The sequence below is a fragment of the Nonomuraea sp. CA-143628 genome, from assembly GCF_050942315.1.
GTDB lineage: Bacteria > Actinomycetota > Actinomycetes > Streptosporangiales > Streptosporangiaceae > Nonomuraea.
The window spans coordinates 5,453,219-5,474,528 of sequence record NZ_CP192072.1 but is presented as its reverse complement, the minus strand read 5'-3'; the positions used below and the strand labels follow the sequence as shown (position 1 = coordinate 5,474,528).

Annotated in this window: 20 protein-coding genes; 6 read left to right on the top strand and 14 right to left on the bottom strand. The window is 69.2% G+C overall.

The window, feature by feature from the left end:
- Positions 1-13 precede the first annotated feature (13 nt).
- Both ACQP2T_RS25050 and ACQP2T_RS25045 read left to right on the top strand, forming a co-directional pair.
- Positions 14-1,192 carry a sensor histidine kinase gene (locus ACQP2T_RS25050; RefSeq protein ID WP_433518476.1) on the top strand — a complete coding sequence of 393 codons (1,179 nt, stop codon included), beginning with the start codon at positions 14-16 and terminating at the stop codon, positions 1,190-1,192.
- Positions 1,189-1,872: a response regulator gene (locus ACQP2T_RS25045; protein WP_433518475.1), complete on the top strand. Its 684-nt coding sequence runs from the start codon at positions 1,189-1,191 to the stop codon at positions 1,870-1,872. The genes ACQP2T_RS25050 and ACQP2T_RS25045 overlap by 4 nt, the downstream gene beginning before the upstream one ends.
- Positions 1,873-1,941: 69 nt before the next feature.
- Here the strand turns inward: ACQP2T_RS25045 and ACQP2T_RS25040 are convergent, their stop codons facing one another.
- The 8 genes from ACQP2T_RS25040 to metH all read right to left on the bottom strand — a co-directional run bounded on the left by ACQP2T_RS25040 (position 1,942) and on the right by metH (position 13,649).
- Entirely contained in the window at positions 1,942-2,967 is a 1,026-nt protein-coding gene (locus tag ACQP2T_RS25040) for an ABC transporter ATP-binding protein (RefSeq protein ID WP_433518474.1), read from the bottom strand.
- A complete protein-coding gene (locus tag ACQP2T_RS25035) occupies positions 2,964-3,998 on the bottom strand; it encodes an ABC transporter ATP-binding protein (RefSeq protein ID WP_433518473.1) in 1,035 nt (344 codons plus the stop codon). The genes ACQP2T_RS25040 and ACQP2T_RS25035 overlap by 4 nt, the downstream gene beginning before the upstream one ends.
- The gene (locus ACQP2T_RS25030; RefSeq protein WP_433518472.1) at positions 3,995-5,008 is read right to left on the bottom strand and encodes an ABC transporter permease; all 1,014 of its coding nucleotides are present in this window, start codon (positions 5,006-5,008) and stop codon (positions 3,995-3,997) included. Before ACQP2T_RS25030 ends, ACQP2T_RS25035 begins: the two co-directional genes overlap by 4 nt.
- A 93-nt stretch (positions 5,009-5,101) precedes the next feature.
- On the bottom strand, positions 5,102-6,850 hold the full coding sequence (locus tag ACQP2T_RS25025; RefSeq protein ID WP_433518471.1) for an ABC transporter substrate-binding protein: 1,749 nt from the start codon (positions 6,848-6,850) through the stop codon (positions 5,102-5,104).
- Positions 6,851-6,922: 72 nt separating this feature from the next.
- Positions 6,923-7,921, bottom strand: a complete 999-nt coding sequence (locus ACQP2T_RS25020) for an ABC transporter permease (RefSeq protein ID WP_433518470.1) — start codon at positions 7,919-7,921, stop codon at positions 6,923-6,925.
- Positions 7,922-8,172: 251 nt separating this feature from the next.
- The gene (locus tag ACQP2T_RS25015; RefSeq protein WP_433518469.1) at positions 8,173-8,706 is read right to left on the bottom strand and encodes a cellulose synthase; all 534 of its coding nucleotides are present in this window, start codon (positions 8,704-8,706) and stop codon (positions 8,173-8,175) included.
- A gap of 391 nt (positions 8,707-9,097) precedes the next feature.
- Positions 9,098-9,739, bottom strand: a complete 642-nt coding sequence (locus ACQP2T_RS25010; RefSeq protein WP_433518468.1) for an HAD family hydrolase — start codon at positions 9,737-9,739, stop codon at positions 9,098-9,100.
- Between the two features lie 445 nt (positions 9,740-10,184).
- The gene (gene metH / locus ACQP2T_RS25005; protein ID WP_433518467.1) at positions 10,185-13,649 is read right to left on the bottom strand and encodes a methionine synthase; all 3,465 of its coding nucleotides are present in this window, start codon (positions 13,647-13,649) and stop codon (positions 10,185-10,187) included.
- Positions 13,650-13,741: 92 nt separating this feature from the next.
- On the opposite strand from metH, the gene ACQP2T_RS25000 reads away from it, so the two are divergent.
- From ACQP2T_RS25000 to ACQP2T_RS24990, 3 genes are all read left to right on the top strand, one after another.
- The gene (locus tag ACQP2T_RS25000) at positions 13,742-14,203 is read left to right on the top strand and encodes a universal stress protein (RefSeq protein WP_433518466.1); all 462 of its coding nucleotides are present in this window, start codon (positions 13,742-13,744) and stop codon (positions 14,201-14,203) included.
- Positions 14,204-14,450: 247 nt separating this feature from the next.
- On the top strand, positions 14,451-15,305 hold the full coding sequence (locus ACQP2T_RS24995; protein WP_357951663.1) for a PAC2 family protein: 855 nt from the start codon (positions 14,451-14,453) through the stop codon (positions 15,303-15,305).
- Between the two features lie 238 nt (positions 15,306-15,543).
- Positions 15,544-16,035 carry a hypothetical protein gene (locus tag ACQP2T_RS24990; RefSeq protein WP_433518465.1) on the top strand — a complete coding sequence of 164 codons (492 nt, stop codon included), beginning with the start codon at positions 15,544-15,546 and terminating at the stop codon, positions 16,033-16,035.
- A gap of 34 nt (positions 16,036-16,069) precedes the next feature.
- On the opposite strand, the gene ACQP2T_RS24985 is transcribed toward ACQP2T_RS24990, so the two are convergent.
- From ACQP2T_RS24985 to ACQP2T_RS24970, 4 genes are all read right to left on the bottom strand, one after another.
- On the bottom strand, positions 16,070-16,402 hold the full coding sequence (locus ACQP2T_RS24985; RefSeq protein ID WP_433518464.1) for a hypothetical protein: 333 nt from the start codon (positions 16,400-16,402) through the stop codon (positions 16,070-16,072).
- Complete coding sequence (locus tag ACQP2T_RS24980; RefSeq protein WP_433518463.1) at positions 16,395-16,757, bottom strand: GH36 C-terminal domain-containing protein; 363 nt, start codon at positions 16,755-16,757, stop codon at positions 16,395-16,397. Before ACQP2T_RS24980 ends, ACQP2T_RS24985 begins: the two co-directional genes overlap by 8 nt.
- A gap of 69 nt (positions 16,758-16,826) precedes the next feature.
- Entirely contained in the window at positions 16,827-17,633 is an 807-nt protein-coding gene (locus ACQP2T_RS24975) for a sirohydrochlorin chelatase (protein ID WP_433518462.1), read from the bottom strand.
- Positions 17,634-17,830: 197 nt separating this feature from the next.
- Entirely contained in the window at positions 17,831-19,003 is a 1,173-nt protein-coding gene (locus ACQP2T_RS24970; RefSeq protein WP_433518461.1) for a uroporphyrinogen-III synthase, read from the bottom strand.
- Positions 19,004-19,337: 334 nt separating this feature from the next.
- Between ACQP2T_RS24970 and def the strand changes: the two genes are divergently transcribed.
- Positions 19,338-19,820: a peptide deformylase gene (def, locus tag ACQP2T_RS24965; RefSeq protein WP_433518460.1), complete on the top strand. Its 483-nt coding sequence runs from the start codon at positions 19,338-19,340 to the stop codon at positions 19,818-19,820.
- Here def and ACQP2T_RS24960 read toward each other — a convergent pair.
- Together ACQP2T_RS24960 and ACQP2T_RS24955 are read right to left on the bottom strand one after the other, a co-directional pair.
- Complete coding sequence (locus ACQP2T_RS24960) at positions 19,759-20,016, bottom strand: WhiB family transcriptional regulator (protein ID WP_433518459.1); 258 nt, start codon at positions 20,014-20,016, stop codon at positions 19,759-19,761. The genes def and ACQP2T_RS24960 overlap by 62 nt on opposite strands.
- 149 nt (positions 20,017-20,165) lie before the next feature.
- Positions 20,166-20,771, bottom strand: a complete 606-nt coding sequence (locus tag ACQP2T_RS24955; protein WP_433518458.1) for a D-glycero-alpha-D-manno-heptose-1,7-bisphosphate 7-phosphatase — start codon at positions 20,769-20,771, stop codon at positions 20,166-20,168.
- Positions 20,772-21,310 lie beyond the last annotated feature (539 nt).

Sequence of the window (21,310 nt, the reverse complement as noted above, 5' to 3'; positions counted from 1 at the left end):
CTACAGTGAAGCGGTGCGCATCGATCGGGCCAGGCTCCACGACACCCTGTTCGCCGTGGCGCTGGCCGCGGGCTCGGTCTGGCTCTTCCTGTCCGCCGATTCGGCGTTGCTGGAGCCGGGCGGTGGGCAGACGGTCGGCGAGACGCGGGGCGCCGACCCGTTCGGCGCCGTGCTGGTGCTGCTGGCGTGCGCGCCGGTCGCCGTGCGCAGGCGCTGGCCGCTGGCGACGTTGTGCGCGGGGCTGCTGCCCGAGACGCTGCTGACCGGGCTGGGTTACGGTTCCGGCGCGGCGGCGGCGCCGGTGCTGGTGCTGCTCTACTCGGTGGCCTCCCTCCGGGGGCTGGCCGTGGCGCTGTGCGCGCTGCTGCTGTCGTTCCTGGCCTACGCGTTCGCCGGGGCGCTGAGCCCGGTCACCGGCGCCGGCTGGAGTGAGCACCTGGTGGCGTTCATCGTGCTTGTCGCGGTCTGGGGGGCCGGGCGGAGCCTGCGGCTGCGCCGCGCGTACCTGGAGGAGCTGAAGGACCGCGCGGCCCGGCTGGAGCGCGCCTACGCGGCCGACACGCGGGCCGCGCGGGCCGAGGAGCGGTCGAGGATAGCCCGCGAGCTGCACGACGTCGTGGCCCATCATGTGAGCGTGATGACGGTGCAGGCGGCGGCCGCGCGCCGGGTGCTGGCCGCCGATCCCGACATGGCGCGTGAGGCGTTGTCGGCCATCGAGCACACGGGCCGGATGGCGATGAGCGAGATGCGCAACATCGTGGGCGTGCTGCGTACCGACGCCCGGGCCGAGCTGGGGCCGCAGCCGGGGATGGACGACCTGCCGGCGCTGGTGGAGCAGATGCGGGAGGCGGGGCTGGCCACGCGGCTGTCGGTCGAGGGCGATGCCCGGCCGATCCCCGCCGGGGTGGATCTGGCCGCCTACCGGCTGATCCAGGAGGGTCTGACCAACAGCCTGCGGCACGCGGGCGCGGGCGCCAAGGCGGTGGTGACCGTACGCCATGGTCCGCGTGAGCTGGACGTGCGGGTGGAGGACGACGGGCGGGGGCCGGCGAGCCTCTCCGGGCCGCCAGGGCATGGTTTGGTGGGCATTCGCGAGCGAGTTGCCCTCTATGGTGGAATCCTCAGCATCGGTCCGCGACCGGGGGGCGGTTTCGAGGTGCGCGCGAGGTTCCCGTTGAAGGACTCACCATGACGATCAGGGTGCTGCTGGTGGACGACCAGCCGCTGCTGCGCACCGGTTTCCGGCTGATACTCGAGGCCGAGCCCGACATCACGGTGGTGGGGCAGGCCGGTGACGGCAAGGACGCGCAGGAGCAGACGCGGGCGTTGCTGCCCGACGTCGTGCTGATGGACATCCGGATGCCCGGGGTCGACGGCATCGAGGCGACGCGCAGGATCGTACGGGAGGCGGCGCCGGCGGCGCACGTGCCGAAGGTGCTGGTGCTGACGACGTTCGACCTGGACGAGTACATCGTGGAGGCGCTGCGGGCGGGCGCCTCCGGGTTCCTGCTGAAGGACGTGCCGCCGGACGAGCTGGTGCAGGCGATCCGGGTGGTGGCGGCGGGCGACGCGATCGTGGCGCCGAGTGTGACCCGCCGGCTGCTGGACCGCTTCTCCAAGCGGCTGCCGTCGGCGTACGAGCAGGCGACCCCGGCGCGGCTCGACCGGCTGACCGAGCGGGAGCTGGAGGTGCTGCGGCTGATCGCCAAGGGGATGTCCAACGCGGAGATCGCCCGCAAGCTGGTGGTCAGCGAGACGACGGTCAAGACGCACGTCGGCAATGTGCTCACCAAGCTGGGCCTGCGCGACCGCGTGCAGGCGGTCGTGCTCGCCTATGAGACCGGCCTCGCGACACCGGGTGCGGCTTCCTGATCTTCACCGTGGCGGCGAGGACAATCTAAACGGTCGGCGGGCGGTGGGAGCCCCATCCGCCGACCGGCGTCAGGAGGTCGTGGCGGCCGTCTCCGGCGCCTGGGCCGGGGCGTTCTCCGGGAAGTGGCAGGCCACCCGGTGGCCGCTGGCCAGCTCCTCCAGTGGCGGCTCCACCGTCTTGCAGATCTCCTGGGCCTTCCAGCACCGGGTGTGGAAGCGGCAGGCCGGCGGCGGGTTGAGCGGGCTCGGGACGTCGCCCGTCAGCCTGATGCGGTCGCTGTCGGCGCGGGCCTTGGGATCCGGGATCGGGACCGCCGACAGCAGCGCGTTGGTGTAGGGGTGCATGGGGCTGCTGTAGAGGCGCTTGCGGTCGGCGATCTCCACGATCTTGCCGAGGTACATCACCGCGACCCGGTCGCTGATGTGGCGGACCACCGACAGGTCGTGGGCGATGACCACGTAGGTGAGGTCCAGCTCGTTCTGCAGGTCCTCCAGGAGGTTGACCACCTGGGCCTGGATCGAGACGTCCAGCGCCGAGACCGGCTCGTCGGCGATGATCAGCTTGGGCTTCAGCGCGAGTGTGCGGGCGATGCCGATGCGCTGGCGCTGGCCGCCCGAGAACTCGTGGGGATAGCGGTTGTAGTGCTCCGGGTTGAGCCCGACCAGCTGGAGGATGTCCTGGACGGCCTTCTTGACCCCGTGCTCGGTCTGTACGCCCTGGATGCGGAACGGGGCGCCGACGATGGTGCCGACCGTGTGGCGGGGGTTGAGCGAGGAGAAGGGGTCCTGGAAGATCATCTGCATGTCGCGGCGGAGCGGCCGGAGCTTGCCCTGACTCATGTGGGTGATGTCGCGGCCCTCGAAGACGACCTTGCCCCCGGTCGGCTCTATCAGCCTGGTCACCAGCCGGCCGGTGGTGGACTTGCCGCAGCCCGACTCCCCCACCAGGCCGAGCGTCTCACCCTTGAACACGTCGAAGCTGATCCCGTCGACCGCCTTGACGGCCCCGACCTGCCGCTTGAGCAGGCCCTTGGTCACCGGGAAGTGCTTCTCCAGGTCCTGGACGGAAAGAAGCGGCTCGTTCGAGGTGGTCACTGCGTCTCCAGCACTGGCTTGACTTCGTTCTCCCACAGCGTCCGCCGCTGCGTCCTGCTCAGGTGGCAGCGCACCAGGTGGCCGGGGTCGGTGTTGATCAAGGCGGGGATCTCCGCCTTGGACTGACCGTCGGTCTGGTCGGAGTAGGGGCAGCGGGGGTGGAAGGCGCAGCCCGACGGCACGTTGATCAGCGACGGCGGGGTGCCCTTGACGGGCAGGAGCCGTTCGGTGGGCTCCCGGTCGAGCCGGGGCATCGAGCCCAGCAGTCCCCAGGTGTAGGGGTGCTCGGGCCGGTAGAAGATGTCCTCGGCCGAGCCGTACTCGATGCACTTGCCCGCGTACATGACCAGGATGTCGTTGGACAGCTCGGCCACCACGCCCAGGTCATGGGTGATGATGATCAGCGCGGAGTTGAACTCACGCTGCAGGTCACGCATCAGGTCGAGAATCTGCGCCTGCACGGTCACGTCGAGCGCGGTGGTCGGCTCGTCGGCGATGAGCAGCTCGGGGTCGCACGACAGCGCCATAGCGATCATGGCGCGCTGGCGCATGCCGCCGGAGAACTCGTGCGGGTAGGAGTCGACCCGGCGCTTGGGCTCGGGGATGCCGACCCGGCCCAGCATGTCGATGGCGTGCTTGCGGGCCACGCTCTTGGAGACCTTGTGGTGGAGGCGATAGGCCTCGATGATCTGGTCGCCCACCGTGTAGAAGGGGTGCATCGACGACAGCGGGTCCTGGAAGATCATCGCCATCTTGCGGCCGCGCAGCCGGCGTACGTGCTCCTGCGAGGCGGTGATGAGGTCTTCGCCGTCGAGCCAGATCTCGCCTGAGACGTTGGCGGTCTTGCCGCGGTGCAGGCCGAGGATGCCCAGGCTGGTGACCGACTTGCCCGATCCGGACTCGCCGACGATGCCCAGGGTCTTGCCGCGTTCGAGGCTGAAGGACAGCCCGTCGACGGACTTGACCACGCCGTCGTCGGTCGAGAAGTGGATCTTCAGGTCTTTGACGTCGAGAAAGGGGCTCTCGCTCACGTCAGCCTCACTCTCGGGTCAACCACCGCGTAGAGCAGGTCGACGATCAGGTTGGCCAGGATGATGAAGATCGCCGCGGTCAGCGTGACGCCCATCACCTGGGGGAGGTCGTTGTTGTTGATGGCGTCGACGGCGTACTTGCCGATGCCGGGCAGCGAGAAGGTGCTCTCGGTCAGCACCGCGCCGCCGAGCAGCAGGCCCAGGTCGAGGCCGAACATGGTCATCACGGGCGTGAGCGTGGCACGCAGGCCGTGTTTGACCACCACCATGCGTTCGGGCAGGCCCTTGGCCCGCGCCGTGCGGATGTAGTCCTCCGACATGGTCTCCAGCATGCCCGCTCTGGTGAGCCGGGCGTAACCGGCGGCGTACAGGAAGGCCAGCGTCACCCACGGCAGGATGAGGTTGTTCGCCCAGGTGAGCGGGTCTTCCGAGAACGGCACCCAGTCGGCGACGTCGCCGACCAGGCCGAGCTGGTCGCGGAAGATGGCCAGCGACACGATGCCGGTGAAGAAGATGGGCAGCGACACGCCCGCCAGGGCCACACCCATCGAGAGGCGGTCGAAGAAGCTGCCGCGCCGCAGCGCCGACACCACACCCGTCGAGACGCCGAACACCACCCACACCACGGCGGCGCCGAGCGCCAGTGACAGGGTGATCGGCAGCCGGTCGAGCAGGTCGGGCAGCACCGGGTTCTGGGTGACGTAGGAGTAGCCGAGGCACGGGGCGGGGCAGTGCTCGACGCCGGGACCGTAGTTGCGGTCGACGCCGACGAAGATGCCCTTCACGAACCGCCCGTACTGCACGACCAGCGGGTCGTTGAAGCCCAGCCTCAAGGCGGCCTCGTGGATCATCTGGTCGTTGGCGGCCTTGCCCACGTAGCGGGAAGCGAGGTCGTCAGCGGACATCCCGGCGAGCCGCGGGACGAGAAAGAAGATGGCGAACGTCGCGATGCTCACCACGAAGAGCAGCATGACGGCCGCTATCAACCGTCTGATGATGTATGTGGCCACTGATCTCGGCTATGGCGGCCGGGCCTTGTGGGCCCGGCCGCCGAAGCCTTCACCTGCTTTCGACGAACGTTCCGGAGGTTTTCCCGGACCGGGTTACTTGGTGCTGAGCGTCAGGTACTCGTACATCCCGAAGTTCTGGCTGACGAAGGCGTTCTTCAGCGTCGGCGGCCGGTAGAACAGGCCGTGCGCCCAGACGTAGGGCAGGATGAACGCGTCGTCCATGACCTTCTTGTCGACCGAGGCCCAGATCGCGTTGCGCTTGGTGGCATCCTGCTCCGCCGCCGCCTGGTCGACCAGCTTGTCGATCTCCGGGTCCTTCACGCCGAGGTTGGTGTTGCCCGCGGCACGGATGACGCGGCTGTCGACGATCTGCTGGAAGAAGCCGAAACCCTCGGGGTAGTCGGCGCCCCAGCCGTAGACCATGAGGCCCAGGCCGTTCTTCTTGGCGAAGTCGGGCTTGCCGGCGTACAGCTTGAAGTAGTCACCCTGCGGGAAGCCCTTGACCTCCAGCTTGATGCCCACGCGGCCGAGCGACTGCTGCAGCGCCTCGGCGGTCTGCTTCTCCGCCGCGCGCTCGACGCGGAAGGAGATGGTGGTGGCGAAGCCGTCGGGCTTGCCACAGGCCTTCAGCTCTTCCTTCGCCTTGGCCACGTCGCCGCCGGGGTTGGCCTCGACGCCGTAGAGGTCGTTCTTCTCGTAACCGGTCATCTTCGACGGCATGAGGCTGAGTGCGACCTCGCCACCGGCGTCGGGACCACCGTAGGCGCCCTGGATCGCGGAGCGGTCGGCCGCGTACAGCACGGCCTTGCGGCAGTGGATGTTGTCCAGCGGCGGCACGTCCGCGTTGAGGTTGGTGAACCAGGTGCGGTCGAGCGGCGCGGAGTCGGCGTACTGCTTGACCTTGTCGTCCGTCAGCAGGGTCTTGCGGGCGTTGGCGCCCACGCCGGTGCTGTTGATCTTGACGTCGATCTTGCCCGAGAGCAGGCGCTGGTCGAGGTCGTCCTCGTTCTGGCCGAGCAGCACCTCGACCGAGTCGTTGAGCTGCTTGCGGTTGGGGTCGGTCGCCGCGTCCCAGTTCGTGTTCTTGACCAGCTCGATGCGCTTGCCGAGCTCGTGGGCCTTGAACATGTACGGGCCGGTCGAGACCGGGTGCTCCTTGTACTTGGTGCCGGTGTCCTTGGCCGCCGGCACCGGGGCCGTCGACGGGAGCATGGCGAAGTAGTCGAAGCCGCCGTAGGCCTTCTTCAGATGGAAGACGACCGTCTGGTCATCGGGCGTGTCGATGCCCTTCCAGGAGTCGAGCTTGTCCTTCATCTTGTACGGGCCGGTGTAGTCGCCGTTGTCGAGCCAGTCGTTGAAGTAGGTCGGGCCGCTGGGCAGGATCTCCTTGTCCAGCGAGCGGGCCACGGCGTACTTCACGTCCTTGGACGTCACCGGGGTGCCGTCCTCGAACTTGACGCCCTTGCGCAGCTTGTACGTCCAGGTCTTGCCGCCGTCGCTGGGCTTGCCGAGGTCCTCGGCCAGGTCACCGACGAGCTTGAGGCCCTCCTCGCCCGGCACCGGCTTGAACATGGTCAGCGCGCGCGTGTAGAGCCGGGAGAAGTTCCACGAGTAGCCGTAGTACTGGTCGCCGGGGTCAACGGAGTCGAAGTCTCCCGGCATGCCCATGCGCAGCGTGCCACCCGTTTTGTCGGACGGGTTGACGACCTGCGTCACACCAGCGTTGTACTGGCTGGCGGGTGCCTCGGCGGTGGAACCGCCGGTCTTCTTGGCAGAGCCGCCGCCACCACACGCGGAGACGGCCAGGGCGAGAGCAGCGGTGATCGCGACCGCCGACGCCATGGATTTTATCTTCATCGACCTGACACACCCCTTGTAACTAGGAGTCCAAAATTTGCGGGATAACTCACGAGGTCATCGAGCCTTGGGATCGAAGGCGTCCCTCAGGCCGTCGCCGAGCAGGTTGAACGCCAGCACGGTGACGAAGATCGCGAGGCCGGGGAAGAGCATGAAGTTGGGCGCCACGTCGTAGTTGTGGACCGCCTCGGCGAGCATGCCTCCCCACGTCGGGGTCGGCGGCCGTACGCCCACGCCGAGGAAGGACAGCGCGGCCTCGAACAGGATGTTCGACGGGATCAGCAGCGTCGAGTAGACCAGGATCGGGGCCAGCAGGTTCGGCAGGATCTCCTTGAACAGGATGATGTGGTTGCGCGCGCCCAGGCTCCTGGAGGCGTCGACGAATTCCCGTTCACGCAGAGACAGCGTCTGACCTCGAATAATACGCCCGATATAGGGCCAGTTGAAAAAGCCGATGATGAACACGAGCAGGCTGATCCGCAGCGTGTCACCCGACATCCCGAACGCCTTGTCGGGGATCACCCCGCCGAGCGCCAGCGCGAACACCAGCAGCGGGAAGGCGAGGAAGATGTCCATGAGCCGGCTGATGACGGTGTCGATCCAGCCGCCGAAGAAACCGGCGATCATGCCGAACACGGTGCCGAGCAGGACACAGAGCAGCGTCGCGAAGAACGCGATGAGCAGCGAGACGCGCGCGCCGTAGAGGATCCGGCTGAACAGGTCGCGACCCGTGGTGGGCTCGACCCCGAACAGGAAGTCCCAGCTCATGCCGCCGAACGTGCCGATCGGCGCCTGGATGGCCGGGTCGATCTTCTCCCGGTGCCATTCCGCCGGCGGGTGGCCCAGCCACGACACCAGCAGCGGCGCGAAGATGGCGACGAGGATCAGCACGACGATGACGATCCCGCCGATCATCGCGATCTTGTCGCGCTTCAGCCGCATCCATGCGATCTGGCCAAGGGAACGCCCTCGGATGACTGAGGAGTCCGCGCCCTCCAGAACGGTTTCCGGTCCGGCTTCGATAGCCGAGCCCGGAACATCGAGCGGTGCGGTCATGCCAATAGCCCCCTGGATGCCAGACGACGTCGTCCGAATGGGCGGCGGTCCCGATCAGGTTATGCGCCGCGCTGGTGAAGTCGCTAGTCGCGTCCTCAGGAGGCAGAATCTATGGCCTGAGCTGGTGTGACCAGCCCCTCAGGGCCGGATGTGGCTCAACTGTGATTGACGCGAAACTCATTCGTATCGATCTTGGGAAGATTGTCTACACCTCGTCCCGGTTGCGTCTCGGAACTGTGACACACCCCGGATCAACTGATGCCCCTGCGCTTGAGAATATCCTCGATGTCGGAGAAGTCATCGTCGTTGTTCTTCTTCGCCGCCGCCGCGGCGGGTTTTCCTGCAGGCTGGCCCACCGGTCCCGCCGCCTGCCCCGGCATCTGTCCGGCCGGCTGCCCCGCCCGTTGGCCGACAGCGCGTTGCTGCGGCGCGGCAGGGGCCTCCGCGGCCTTGCCCGGCTTGCCGTCGCGTGCCTGCTTCAGCTTCCGGCCGCGCATGAACCCGGAGGCCACGAACAACACCACGGACAGCCCGGTCACGGCGACGCCCGCCCAGACAAGGGGGTTGAAGATCAGGCTCGTCACGAAACTCACGATGGTGGCGCCTATGGTCCACAACGACTGCAACGCGTTGGTCAGGTAGGCGGCCAGCGGGAGCAGCGCCCACGCGGCCATCCTCATGCCGGCCGCCGCGCCTCTGCGCCGGAAGGCCAGGAAACTGAGCACCAGTCCCGCGATGGTCACTCCGGCGCACAGCGGCAACCAGTAAATCTGCTCGAAAGTCATTCCGCCGCCCCTCTGTTATGTGGGTGTGCTTCCCATCCTGGCACGCTCACTCCCACTGTCCCTCCTCCCGAAGTACCGGCCCTCCCTTAGGGGATCGGCTTGCGTGCGGTTGGGGGTCGCCCTTTTGCCGGGGTGAAAGCTTTACTTTTTTGTACGGCAAGCATGGGGAACCCGCCACCCGCCGCACGGGGCGGAGGGCCTCCAGGAATACGGCCGCTGACCGGGTGGTGGCCGGCCGCCGTTACGCGCGCTCCTCGGTTTCGACGGATCGTCAGCCGGAGGCGCGGTCAGGGAACCGGCCCGCTCGGACCGCCGCCCTGTTCAGGGGGATCGGCCCGTGCAGGGAATCGGCCCGTACAGAGGATCGGCCCGTACAGAGGAATCAGCTGGGTCAGGGGATCAACGCGCGGAGGGTGGGGATCGTGACGTCCGTCAGGGACGGGACCACGAGGCGACCGGGAGCCGGGTCGATGGGCAGGAGGCTGGGGACCCCTACGACCGCGCAACCCGCGGCTGTGGCGGCGGCCACGCCGTTGGGCGAGTCCTCCAGGACGACGCAGCGCACCGGGTCGACGCCCAGCAACTCGGCCGCCGTCAGGTAGGGCTCGGGGTCGGGCTTGGTGCGAGTCACGTCGTCGGCCGTCACGATGGCGTCGAAGCGGTCACGGCCGACGCCCTTGAGCACCGCGTCGGCGATCTCCCTGAGCGACGAGGTCACCAGGGCGACCGGGATGCCTTCCTCGCGTACGGCGTCGAGCAGTTCGGAGGCGCCGGGCATGAGCGCCACGCCGTCCGCCAGACGGGCCACCATGCCGTCGATCATCCACTCGCGCAGGTCCTCCGGGGAGACGGACGAGCCGGAGACCGCGAGCATGTAGGCGACGGTGCGTTCCATGGAGCCGCCGACGAGGTGCGCCTGGTGATCGAGCGTCCACTCGCCGCCGAGCCGCGCCATCACCTCGGTCTCGATCTCCAGCCACACCTTCTCGCTGTCGACCAGCAACCCGTCCATGTCGAAGAAGACGGCTTCCATGCATCCCCCGATCAGTTCGTGTACGGCGCCGCGACGGCACCCCGTCCCGCCATTCTCACCGCCGACGAGTAGATCGCGAGCGCCGGGGCCTCACCCACGGCGCGGCCGGGAGCGAGGCCGGACGGGCGCCCCACGGCGCGACCTGGAGCGAGGCCGGACGGGCGCCCCACACCGCCGGGCAAGGACCGGACGAGCGTCCCGCAGCGGCCAGGCGAGCACCCGAGCGCAGGCGAGCACCCGTGTGAACGTCTCGTAGCGCCAGGCGAGCAGCCGAGCGCACATCCCGTAACGGCCGAGCAGGCGAGCGCACGTCCCACATCGCCGGGCGACCCCTGAGGAACGCCCTCGCAAAGACGCGAGGCCGCCCGGCTGAGCGGCGCTCGCAGGCGCTCCGCCCGACGGCTCGGGCCGGGTCAGACGGTCAAGCACGCAGACGTTGAAGCACTCAGACGTTGAAGTATTTCGCCTCCGGGTGGTGGGCGACCAGGGCGGAGGTGGCCTGCTCCGGGTGGAGCTGGAACTCCTCCGACAGCGTGACCCCGATCCGCTCCGGGTCCAGGAGCTGGAACAGCTGCACCTGGTCCTCGAGGTTGGGGCAGGCCGGGTAGCCGAAGGAGTAGCGGCAGCCCTGGATGTTGACCTTGAGCATGTCGTCCAGCGACTCCTCGCCGCCGATCCCCCACTCGGCGCGGACCCGGGCGTGCCAGTATTCGGCCAGCGCCTCGGTGAGCTGCACCGACAGCCCGTGCAGCTCCAGGTAGTCACGGTAGGCGTCCTTGGCGAACAGCTCGGCCGTCGCCTCGGAGATCTTGCCGCCCATCGTGGCGACCTGGAAGCCGACCATGTCCACCTCGCCCGACTCGCGCGAGCGGAAGAAGTCGGACAGGCACAGGTGCCGGTCACGGCGCTGGCGCGGGAAGGCGAAGCGGGTGCGCTCGTTTCCGGCCTCGTCGAGGATGATCAGCGAGTCGCCCTCGCTGACGCACGGGAAGTAGCCGTAGACGACGGCCGCCTCCAGCAGCCCCTCGGTCTGGATGCGGTCGAGCCACATGCGCAGCCGCGGCCGTCCCTCGGTCTCGACGAGTTCGTCGTAGCCGGGGCCGTCGCCGCCGCGCGTGGGCTTGAGGCCCCACTGCCCGAGGAAGAGCGCCCGCTCGTCGAGGAAGGCGGAGTAGTCGCTCAGCGAGATGCCCTTGACGATGCGGTCGCCCTGGAAGGGCGCCACCGGCACCCGGTTGTCGGCGGCCACGTCGGAGCGCGCGGGCAGCTCCTCCTCCGGTGTGCGGGTCAGGACGGCGCCGGTCTTGACCCGGCGCTCGCGCAGCGGCGGCAGCGTGGCCCCGGCGACGCCGCGCTTGACGGCCATGAAGGAGTCCATGAGCCGCAGCCCCTCGAAGGCGTCGCGGGCGTAGCGGACCTCGCCGGCGAACAGCTCGGCCAGGTCCTGCTCGACGTAGGCTCGGGTGAGGGCGGCGCCGCCGAGCAGCACCGGGTAGCGGTCGGAGATGCCCCTGGAGTTCATCTCCTCCAGGTTCTCCTTCATGATGACCGTCGACTTCACCAGAAGGCCGGACATGCCGATGACGTCGGCCTTCTGCTCGTCGGCCGCCTCCAGGATCGCGGAGACCGGCTGCTTGATGCCGAGGTTGACCACCTGGTAGCCGTTGTTGGACAGGATGATGTCGACCAGGTTCTTGCCGATGTCGTGCACGTCGCCCTTGACCGTGGCCAGCACGATGCGGCCCTTGGTCTCACCCTCGACGCGGTCCATGTGCGGTTCGAGGTAGGCGACGGCGGTCTTCATCACCTCGGCCGACTGCAGCACGAACGGCAGCTGCATCTGCCCGGAGCCGAACAGCTCGCCGACCGTCTTCATGCCGTCGAGCAGCACGTTGTTGATGATCTCCAGGGCGGGCCGCTGCTCCAGGGCGGCGTCGAGATCGGCCTCCAGCCCCTTCTTCTCGCCGTCGATGATGCGCCGCTTGAGCCGCTCCCACAGCGGCAGCGCGGCCAGCTCCTCGGCCTTGCCCTCACGCAGCGCCGTCGCGTCGACGCCCTCGAACATGTCGATGAAGCGCTGCAGCGGGTCGTAACCCTCGCGGCGGCGGTCGTAGACCATGTCGAGCGCGACCTGGCGCTGGTCGTCGGGGATGCGCGACATCGGCAGGATCTTGGAGGCGTGGACGATGGCCGAGTCGAGCCCGGCGTTGACGCACTCGTTGAGGAACACCGAGTTGAGCACCATGCGCGAGGCCGGGTTGATGCCGAAGGAGATGTTGGACAGGCCCAGCGTGGTCTGCACGTCGGGGTAGCGGCGCTTGAGCTCGCGGATGCCCTCGATGGTCTCCAGGCCGTCGCGGCGGCTCTCCTCCATGCCGGTGGCGATGGTGAAGGTGAGGCAGTCGACGATGATGTCGGACACCTGCATGCCCCAGTTGGCGACCAGGTCGTCGATGGTCTCGCTCGCGATGCGTACCTTCTCGGCGGCCGTGCGGGCCTGGCCGTTCTCGTCGATGCACATGACCACGACGGCGGCGCCGTGCTCGCGTACGGCCGTCATCGTCTTGTGGAAGCGTGAGTCGGGGCCGCGGCCGTCCTCGTAGTTGACCGAGTTGACCACCGCGCGCCCGCCGAGCATCTCCAGCCCGGCCCGCAGCACCTCCGACTCGGTCGAGTCGAGCATGATCGGCAGTGTGGAGGCGGTGGCCAGCCGGAACGCCAGCTCCTTCATGTCGGCCACGCCGTCGCGGCCCACATAGTCGACGCACAGGTCGAGCAGGTGGGCGCCGCCGCGGGCCTGCTCGCGGGCCATCTCCACGCAGTCGTCCCAGCGGCCTTCGAGCATGGCCTCGCGGAAGGCCTTGGAGCCGTTGGTGTTGCACCGCTCGCCGATGGCCAGGTAGGAGGTGTCCTGGCGGAACGGCACGGTCTGGTAGAGCGAGGACGCGCCCGGCTCGGGGTGCGGGCGGCGCGCGGCCGGCTGCCTGCCGCGTACGCGGTCGACGACCTTGCGCAGGTGCTCGGGGGTGGTGCCGCAGCAGCCGCCGACCAGCGACAGGCCGTAGTCGCGGGTGAAGGTCTCGTGCGCGTCGGCGAGCTCGTCGGCGCCGAGCGGATAGTAGGCGCCGTCGGAGGTCAGCACCGGCAGGCCGGCGTTGGGCATGCAGGAGAGCTTCAGCCGGGAGTGCCTGGCCAGGTAGCGCAGGTGCTCGCTCATCTCGGCCGGGCCGGTGGCGCAGTTGAGGCCGATCAGGTCGACGCCGAGCGGCTCGATCGCGGTCAGCGCGGCGCCGATCTCGGAGCCCAGCAGCATGGCGCCGTTGGTCTCGATCGTCACCTGGGCGATGATCGGCACGTCGCGCCCGGACTCCTCGGCGGCCCGCTTGGCGCCGATCACGGCGGCCTTGACCTGGAGCAGGTCCTGGCAGGTCTCGATGATCAACGCGTCGGCGCCGCCCGCGATCAGGCCCGCCGCGTTGTCACGGTAGGACTCGCGCAGCTTGTGGTAGGGCAGGTGCCCCAGGGTCGGCAGCTTGGTGCCGGGGCCCATCGAGCCGAGCACGAAGCGCGGCTGCTCGGGCGTCGACCAGTGGTCGGCCCGCTCGCGCGCGATCCTGGCGCCCGCCTCGGAGTATTCGAAGACCCGCTCAGGGATGTCGTACTCGCCCAGGGCCGCCAGGTTGGCGCCGAAAGTGTTGGTCTCCACGCAGTCGACGCCTACGGCGAAGTAGGCGTCGTGGACGCCGCTCACGATGTCGGGACGGGTGACGTTCAGCACCTCATTGCAGCCCTCATGACCCTCGAAGTCGTCGAGGGTGGGGTCCTGGGCCTGCAACATCGTCCCCATCGCCCCGTCGGCGACGATCACTCGCTGGGACAACACTTCACGGAAGGACGGGGAGCTGCTCATGGGCTAGAGCTTATCGGCTGTGCAGAAAGGCTTGAGCGGACGGCTATTCTGCCAAGAAGACAATTCGACCAGATGTCTAATAGGGGTTCCCGATGGCCTACCGCACCGTGCTGGCCGGCACCGACGGCTCCGCCTCTTCCTTCCGCGCCGTCTCCGCGGCGGCGTCCCTGGCCGGGGCGACCGGCGCCACCCTCGTCCTGGCGTGCGCGTACCTGCCCATGCGGGCCGGCGAGCGGGCCGCCGCCGCGGACCGGCTCGGCGACCTGGCCTACAAGGTGAGCGGCTCCACCCCCGCCGACGACGCCCTGAGAGCCGCCCGTGAGCACGCCGTCGCCGCGGGCGCGACCGAGGTCGTCCTGGCGGCGGAGGAGGGCGACGCGGTCGACGTACTCATCACACTGGCCGCCGCGCACCAGGCGGATCTGCTGGTCGTCGGCAACCGCGGGCTCAACAGCCTGGCGGGGCGGCTGCTCGGCTCGGTGCCGTCGCACGTGGCCCACCGCGCCTCCTGCGACGTGCTGATCGTCCACACCACCTCCGGCGGCCGCGCCTGACCCCGTACTGAGTGAGAGGGTCCGGCCGTCTCCGCTCCCCATACCGGGTGAGAGCGTCCGGCCGTCTCCGCGCCCGGCCCTCGCCCCGTACCGGGTGAGAGCGCCTGACCTGAGGGCGCCCGGGCCGTCGCCGCGTGGCGCCGTCTGACTGGTCGCTCCGCGACGATGACTGATCATCGTTACTCCGTGACATGACCGCCTCCTCACCGCATAGGCTTAGCTGGACAGCGGAGAGAGGAGGCGACACGTGATCGAGTTCGAAAGGCTCCCCGAGCTCGTCGACCCGGTGCTCATAGCCGCGTTCGAAGGGTGGAACGACGCCGGCGAGGCATCCAGTGGTGTGATCGCCCACCTCGAGTCCGCCTGGAAGGCGGAGCCGCTGGTCGAGCTGGATCCCGACGACTACTACGACTTCCAGGTCACCCGGCCCGTCGTGGAGATGGGCGACGGCCTGACCCGCTCCATCATCTGGCCGACGACGCGGCTGCTGCGTGCCCGGCCGCCGGGCGTCGAGCGTGACGTGGTGCTGCTGCGCGGCATCGAGCCCAACATGCGGTGGCGGTCGTTCTGCGCCGACATCATCGAGGTCTGCCGCGAGCTCGGCGTCGAGCTGGCCGTGATGCTCGGCGCGCTGCTCAACGACTCACCGCACACCCGCCCCGTGCCGATCCTGGGCGGCGCCACGGACGAAAACCTGGCCCGCTCGACCAACCTGGAGCTGAGCCGCTATGAGGGCCCCACGGGCATCGTGGGCGTGCTCCAGCAGTCGTTCGGCGACGCCGGTCTCGACGCCGTCTCGCTGTGGGCGTCGGTGCCGCACTACGTGGCCCAGCCGCCCAACCCCAAGGCCACGCTGGCGCTGCTGCGCCGCCTCGAAGACCTGCTGGAGATCCCGATGCCGCTCGGCGATCTCGACGAGGAGGCCCGCGCCTGGGAGAACGGCGTGGACGAGCTCGCCTCCCAGGACAGCGAGGTGGCCGAATACGTCAAGGAGCTCGAGGAGCGCAAGGACGCCGCCGAGCTGCCCGAGGCCAGCGGCGACGCGATCGCCGCCGAGTTCGAGCGCTACCTGCGGCGCCGGGACCGCGACACTGACAGCTGACTCGCAGCCTTTGTTTACCGAACTTTCTGGAAGTTTCAGGTAATAATCGGTAGCCATACAACTTTGCACCAAGTTGGAACCCCAGGACCGGCTCGTCACGAGGACCCCGGCCGCGATGCCGCGTTGAACCTACGCACGTGAACCTATCCATGTGACTGCGCACGTTAGGCCAACCATGGCGACTTCCCACGTAGACCCGCACCAGAGGAGTCAGGACACCCGGCGACGCATCCTGGAGATGGCGCTCTCTCTCAGGGATGACCGCCCCGGCGGCTCCGTGGACCATTTCCTCGCCCTGCTGCAGGACCGGCTCCCGCTCTGGCTCAGCATCCTGCACGGACTGTCCCACCGCGTCGGCAGGGGCAGCGTCACCGACAACCTGCTGCCCATCGTGCGGGCGGGCATCGACTACTACACGGATGTGCAGGCCGTGGCGCTGCCCGCGTTCACCTCACCGTCCGTCACCGTCCGCTTCCGGCAGGCCGTACGCGATCACGGGCTCGGGCCGATGGCGGAGATCCTCCCGCTGGCCGCCTACCTGGAGGGCGAGCAGCGTCTGGGACGGGTGGCCGCCGGCATCGACCCGGAGGGCACCGCCCGGCTGCTGCTGGCGGGGTGCTTCCATCACGCCTACATCGAGATGTTCGTGGGCGCCGACGCGGGACCGTCCCGGGACGCCGGCGCCCAGGAGATCGTCCGCGAACTCCGCCTGGAACCCGTGCCCACCTGACGGCTCCCCGGCCCGCGTCACGCGCGACTCCCGCCTACGGAACGTTGAACGTCTTGCGGTTGGTGGCCCCGATGACCTCGATCCCCCTGGTGCCGAGAACGCCGTCGAGCGGCAGCGACACCGTGTAATGAGCCGTGGCCGGGAGCCCGATGCCGATCATCGAGCCGACGACCTCGATCCCCCAGTATTCCGGCTGCCGGATGTAGACCAGCGGGGAGAGCGAGACCTTCATGGTGAGATACGGCTTGGTGCCGCTGACGATCAGGATGAATGTCATGGGCACGATGCCCGGGACGACCCGCGCCTCCTCGAAGTCGATCAGCCGCACGGATGCGGCCTGTGGTAGCTGGGCGAAGTCTTCAGTCATGCTTGATCCCCCTTCGCCAGCAGGCTAACCTCCCGAAGATCGCGACACGTAGCGACGCGCCGACCAGGGCGAGGAGCACCCTGGACGGCTGCGGGCCCTGTCGAGGAGGCCACGCGCCACCGATCTTGACCTTCCTGAGCACCACCATCTCGCTGCGATGGTCAGCGCCGATCGGCTCCCACGCGGCGGGCCGGATGCCACTGGCCATGAGCGTGGCGCCGTACCAGCGGGAGCCGTCCGCCTCCAGCTCGTACAGCGCCTGCGGGTCCAGGCCGGTCAGCCGCACGGTGTAGCGCATGAACCCGAAGTCGATCCGCCCGCCGCCGGCATCGATGTCCAGCCGTTCACCATCCACGTGCAGAACGGCACGACCCATTCGGCTAGAGCGGCGCACAGACACCAGCAGAGTTACATGACCGACGCGCTAAGCGGTCCGTACACCGGCCTGTACGGCGGTCCGGGTGGTCGCCTGGTCGAAGCGGTGCCAGATCAGCTCCACCACGGCCGGATCGGCTCCCAGGGGTTCGCTGACCAGGTCCGCGCCCGCCTCCGCCAGGCGGCCGTGGAAAAAGCCGGGCGCCAGCAGGTACGAGGCGACCGCCAGGCGCGACGCCGGGCCCGATCTGAGGCGTTCCACAGCCTCGCCTGGCAACGGACCCGACCTGAGACGTTCCACAGCCTCGCCTGGCAACGGACCCGACCTGAGACGTTCCACGGCCTCGCCGAGCGACGGGCTGCCCGCCGAGGTGAACGCGGCCGTGACCGGGCGGCCCAGCCGTACCGCCAGCAGATGGGCGGCGGCACGGACGTCGGCGAGTCCGGCCGGGTCGGAGGAGCCCGCCGCGCCCAGGATGACCGTGTCGGCGGGACCCAGTCCCGCGCGGGCCAGCTTGCGGGCGAGGGCGGTGGTGAGCAGCCGGTGCGGGCCGAGCGGCGGCGCGACGAGCGCGTCAGGGCGGTGCTCGGCGACGACGTTCGGCAGGTCGATGTGCACGTGGTAGCCGCCGGCGAGCAGCAGCGGGACCACGACCACGGGCCCGGGGACGGCGGGCAGCACGTCTGCCAGCAAGGGCGAGCTGATCTCCAGGTAACTCAGCTCGACGCGCTGCCGGGGCCGCGCCCGCCTGACCGCCACCGCCAGGTCGGCCAGAGACCGCTCCCCCGCCGCACTCCGTGTCCCGTGCGCGGCAAGAACCAACGTGGGCGCGGCCGAACCGGCCCGCCCGGACACGACCGGCACCAAAGCGCTCGAACCAACCTTCCCGCATTCAACCGGCACCGAAGCGCCTGAACCAGCCCTCACAACCTCAACCGTCACCAACGAACCAGCCCGCACAGACGCAGCCGGCACCAACGCGCCCGAACCGCCCGATGTGGACACGCCCGGAATCGGCGTGCCAGAAGCGGGAGTGGCCCGCGGCGACGACGTCACAGGGGCGCCGTCTCGTGGCTGCAGGCGAGCCGGTAGCCCCGTTTGACCACTGTCTCGACGATCCCGGCGGGCCCCAGGGCGCGCCGCAGCCGCGTGATCGCCATCTCGACCGCGTGCTCCGCCGAGTCGCGTGACAGGCTGCCCGGCAGCACGATACGCAGGTCGGTGCGGGAGACCACATTGCCGGGCTTGTCGGCCAGGCGCTTGAGCACGGCCATCGGCGCGGGCGGCAGCGGCCTGAGCTCGCCGTCGACGACCACCGCGTGCCCGCGGATCTCCAGCCGGTGCCCGCCCGCCACCAGCCGGGTGACGCCGTGTTCGGGCAGGTGCCTGGCCAGTGCCCTGGCCAGGGCGCCGAGGCGGGACCTTTCAGGCTGCAGGGTCGGTACGCCACGTGTGACCAGCGGCCCGGCGGTGACCGGCCCGACGCAGGCCGCCACGACGCGGTCGCCGAACGCCGCCAGCAACTGATCCTCCAGCCCTTCGGCGCGGGCGGCGCCCAGCATGGCGTGTACGGCGGGCGCGCTGGTGAACGCCACCGCGTCCACGGCGCCGGAGAGCGTCTGGGTGATGAGGCGGCGCAGCGGCGAGGGATCGCGGTACGGCAGCCACCGGTAGACCGGGATCTCGATCACCTCGGCCCCGGCCTCCCGCAGCGCCTCGACGAACTCCGTCAGCGGCTCGCCGTGCTGCTGCACCGCGATGCGGCGGCCACGCAGATCCTGGGCCAGGAGGTACTGCTTGACCTCCTCGCAGGACTCGGTGGCGGGGGTCCAGTGGTCGTTCAGCCCGGCGGCGCGCACCGCTCCCCTGGCTTTGGGGCCGCGGGTGAGCAGGCGGGCCCTGGTCAGGTGGTCGGCCAGGTCGGCCGAAAGGCCCCAGCCCTCGGCCGCCGCCATCCAGCCGCGGAAGCCGACGCCGGTGGTGATCACCACGTCGTCCACCGGGCCGGCCAGGCTGAGCCGGGTGGCGGCCAGCAGGTCGGAGTCCTCGGAGAGCGGCACCAGCCTGATGGCGGGCGCGCTCACCACCCGTGCGCCGCGCCGTTCGAGCAGCGCGCCGAACTCTTCGCGCCGCCGGGTGGCGGTCACGCCGACGGTGAAGCCGGACAGCGCGTCCGGCGCCGTCTCCAGCTCACGCGCCGGGTCGTCGAGGGGAAGCGCGTTCACGCGAACACCCCCCGTGGTGGTGGGCTTGGCCGGGCCCCGAGCGCCCGGCCAAACATCACAGGTCCATGAGCCGGAAGTGAGATCACAGATTAGATAGTGCTTTCGGGCGGTTTCGCCGCTGGGTCTCCTTTGTTACCGCTGTGCTACAACCCAGAACGGTTGCCGCTCTGCCGCAACCCAGAACGGTTGCCGCTCTGCCGCAACCCAGAACCGTCGCCGCTCAGCTGGACCCCAGAACCGTTACCGCGGTGCTACAACCCAGAACCCTGGAGGTTGATCCCGAAGGCGCGTGGGAAGCACCACCCCAGACCACGCGGCCTATCGGGGAGTTGCGGTGACAGTCCGCCCTATTCGCATGTTCAGCGATCCGGTGCTCCGCTCGGTGGCGGCGCCGGTTCACGACTTCGACCGCGAGCTCCGGGGGCTGGTGAAGTCCCTGACCGCGACGATGCGCGCGGGAGCCGGCCGCGCCGGGCTGGCCGCGCCCCAGATCGGGGTGCCGCTACGCGTGGTCGTCTACTCCTACGACGACAAGTCGGGATGCCTGGTCAATCCGCGGCTGGAGCTGTCGGAGCGGCGTGTCACGGCCGACGAGGCGTGTCTGTCGGCGCCGGGCCTGTGGTGGCCGCTGGAACGTTCGTACATGGTGACGGCTCGGGGCCGCGACGCCTTCGGCAAGGGCGTGACCGTGCGGGCGCTGGGTGTGCTGGCCAGAGTGCTGCAGCACGAGGTCGACCACCTCGACGGCGTACTGTTCAGCGACCACCTCGAGGACGGCGAGCGCCAACGCTTTCTCGCCGAGGTGATGCCAGGATGATCTCCCGTCGTTGCGACGGGTCGGTGCCGCCCCAGACGCCGTAGGCCTGTCCGGTGCTGAGCGCGTAGTCGAGGCAGGGCTCACGTACCGGGCAGTCGCGGCAGATGACTTTCGCGCGCTCGGCTTCCGCGTGGCCCGGCCCCTCAGGCGAGATCGGGAAGAACAATTCCGGGTCTTCGACCAGGCAGGCGGCCATGTGCGACCAATCTATTGGCATCATGCCAAATGGCCCTACCCACCACTTTTCCGGTCATACATCCTCAAGAAAGCGATCCCAGCCGGCCAGGAACCGCGCAAGCACGTACGTCACATGTGAAGGAGCCGCGCACGTTCCGGTGCGGGTCCTCACCAACGGCTCCAGCCCACCAGCGGCGACCAGACCGCCGCGCTCGTGCTCACGCGAGCCGCCTGGCCGGCCTGGGCGACGGCGCTCAGCACCCGGTCCGCCACGTCGGACAGGTCCTCGGCCACCTCGGCGGCCTGCTGGATCTCCTCCGTGCGGGTCTCGCCGGTCGGCACCAGGATGCCCCTGGCCCCCGCCGCCCTGGCCGCCTCCATGACCCTGCCGATGTCACCCACCACGACGCAGTCGCGCGGGCTGACGTCGAGGACGGCCGCCGCCCTGATCACCAGGCCCGGCGCGGGCTTGCGGCAGGTGCAGCCGTCGGAGTCGTCGTGCACGCAGATGGCCCACGCGTCGAACGGGCCGAGGAGCTCCTCGACCCTGGCGTTCACCTGATCCATCTCGTCCGGCGTGAGCAGTCCTTTGGCCACGCCGGACTGGTTGGTGACGACCGCCACCGGCACGTCGGCCCGGCGCAGCCGCGCCAGCGCCTCCAGCGCGCCCGGCATCGGCTCGACCCTGGCCGGGTCGCCGTTGTAGGGGACGTCCTTGATCAGGGTCCCGTCCCGGTCGAAGAGCACGGCTCCGGGACGTCGTGGTTCGAACACCCTTCACCTCCGTCGCAAAGCTCCGTCACAAAGCTCTGTCGCGCTGTCCCCTCAGCTACCCGAGGACCTTCTCCACAAACAACTACATAGCGTGACAAACCACCAGACGTTCGGCTTGTTTCCGCAGTGCAGGGGGCTGAATCAGGTGTGAGGGCCGCTTCTCTCGGTAGCCGCCCTCTACGTCCAGGCGGAGGAACGAGATGAGTGTCGGTTTTCGAAGTCGCGTACACGCATGTCCTGGGCCGCAGAGGTTGACCGCCGAGTGGATGGCGGGCCTCAGCCGACGCAGTCCTTCCGGTCGGTCTGAGTGGGGCCGTGAACCGTCGCCGCCCCGCGCGGGCGTGCGGACCACTTCGCGTATCCGTGCACTCGACTTCGAAAACCGACCGCCTGTTGCCGCAGTGCAGAGGGCTGAATCAGGTTTGAGAGCCGCTTCTCTCGGTAGCCAGCCTCTCTATGCCCAGGGGAGGAACGAGATGAGCCTTCTCCCGCCGGTCGAGGCTCTGGACCGTAGGTGGCGCGGCGCGGACGGATGTTCG

Excerpts from the sequence above, each read along its gene's own strand:
- ACQP2T_RS25045 (WP_433518475.1), top strand. The coding sequence starts at position 1,189 with ATGACGATCAGGGTGCTGCTGGTGGACGACCAGCCGCTGCTGCGCACC.
- ACQP2T_RS25025 (WP_433518471.1), bottom strand. The coding sequence starts at position 6,850 with ATGGCGTCGGCGGTCGCGATCACCGCTGCTCTCGCCCTGGCCGTCTCC.
- ACQP2T_RS25020 (WP_433518470.1), bottom strand. The coding sequence starts at position 7,921 with ATGACCGCACCGCTCGATGTTCCGGGCTCGGCTATCGAAGCCGGACCG.
- ACQP2T_RS25015 (WP_433518469.1), bottom strand. The coding sequence starts at position 8,706 with ATGACTTTCGAGCAGATTTACTGGTTGCCGCTGTGCGCCGGAGTGACC.
- ACQP2T_RS25010 (WP_433518468.1), bottom strand. The coding sequence starts at position 9,739 with ATGGAAGCCGTCTTCTTCGACATGGACGGGTTGCTGGTCGACAGCGAG.
- metH (WP_433518467.1), bottom strand. The coding sequence starts at position 13,649 with ATGAGCAGCTCCCCGTCCTTCCGTGAAGTGTTGTCCCAGCGAGTGATC.
- ACQP2T_RS25000 (WP_433518466.1), top strand. The coding sequence starts at position 13,742 with ATGGCCTACCGCACCGTGCTGGCCGGCACCGACGGCTCCGCCTCTTCC.
- ACQP2T_RS24990 (WP_433518465.1), top strand. The coding sequence starts at position 15,544 with ATGGCGCTCTCTCTCAGGGATGACCGCCCCGGCGGCTCCGTGGACCAT.
- ACQP2T_RS24985 (WP_433518464.1), bottom strand. The coding sequence starts at position 16,402 with ATGACTGAAGACTTCGCCCAGCTACCACAGGCCGCATCCGTGCGGCTG.
- ACQP2T_RS24960 (WP_433518459.1), bottom strand. The coding sequence starts at position 20,016 with ATGGCCGCCTGCCTGGTCGAAGACCCGGAATTGTTCTTCCCGATCTCG.